This is a genomic window from Chloroflexaceae bacterium (assembly GCA_025057155.1).
GTDB lineage: Bacteria > Chloroflexota > Chloroflexia > Chloroflexales > Chloroflexaceae > JACAEO01.
Window position 1 is genome coordinate 1 of record JANWYD010000130.1, and the last position, 602, is coordinate 602.

At 54.5% G+C, this 602-nt stretch carries 1 protein-coding gene; it reads right to left on the reverse strand.

Features of this window, described 5'->3' with window-relative positions; genetic code table 11:
* Positions 1-453: DUF839 domain-containing protein (locus NZU74_20635; GenBank protein MCS6883733.1), on the reverse strand; the 453-nt coding region annotated here is incomplete at its 3' end.
* Between the last annotated feature and the right edge of the window lie 149 nt (positions 454-602).

Consider the following 602-nt stretch of genomic DNA (forward strand, 5'->3'; position numbering starts at 1 on the left):
GTTGGTGTACTCGTGATTGACGACCAGCAGACCGCGATTTGAGTTATTCGAGCCGTAAGGCAGCGGCAAGAAGCCAACGAAATCGCAGTTGTAGCCAAACTGCTTAACTTGCGCTTCCGGCGATTGCAACCAGACATCAAAATCGGGCGCATCGGCGCTGAGCGGCTCACCCCAGCGGATCAGGGTGCGGGCATAGTAGCCTTCCGGCACGACCACATCATCGTAGTTGGGATCGGTGGGCTTGATGACCTTAAACTTTAAACCGGGATTGGCCGCCAGCGCCTCTTCAACGGCGGTCAGATTCGAGCCGATCAGGGCCAGTGAACCGCCAATCGCCAGCGTCTTGAGCATCCCGCGGCGCGAAATGCGCAATGCCAACACTTCTTGCAGTGTCTGGCCAATCCCCGCCTGCGAGCGAACAACCCATTTGTCTTTCTCGTCGTGGCCACCCATAGCGTGAACGCCTCCTCATGAATATCAGCACAGGAGCCTGTAGTCGCCAACCGGGCAACAATGGTCGTATGGTTGGGATGTGTACGTTCTGGGCAGCCGAAATTATATGGAGTGTTTATAAACAAAGATTGATGTAAATATGAAATGGA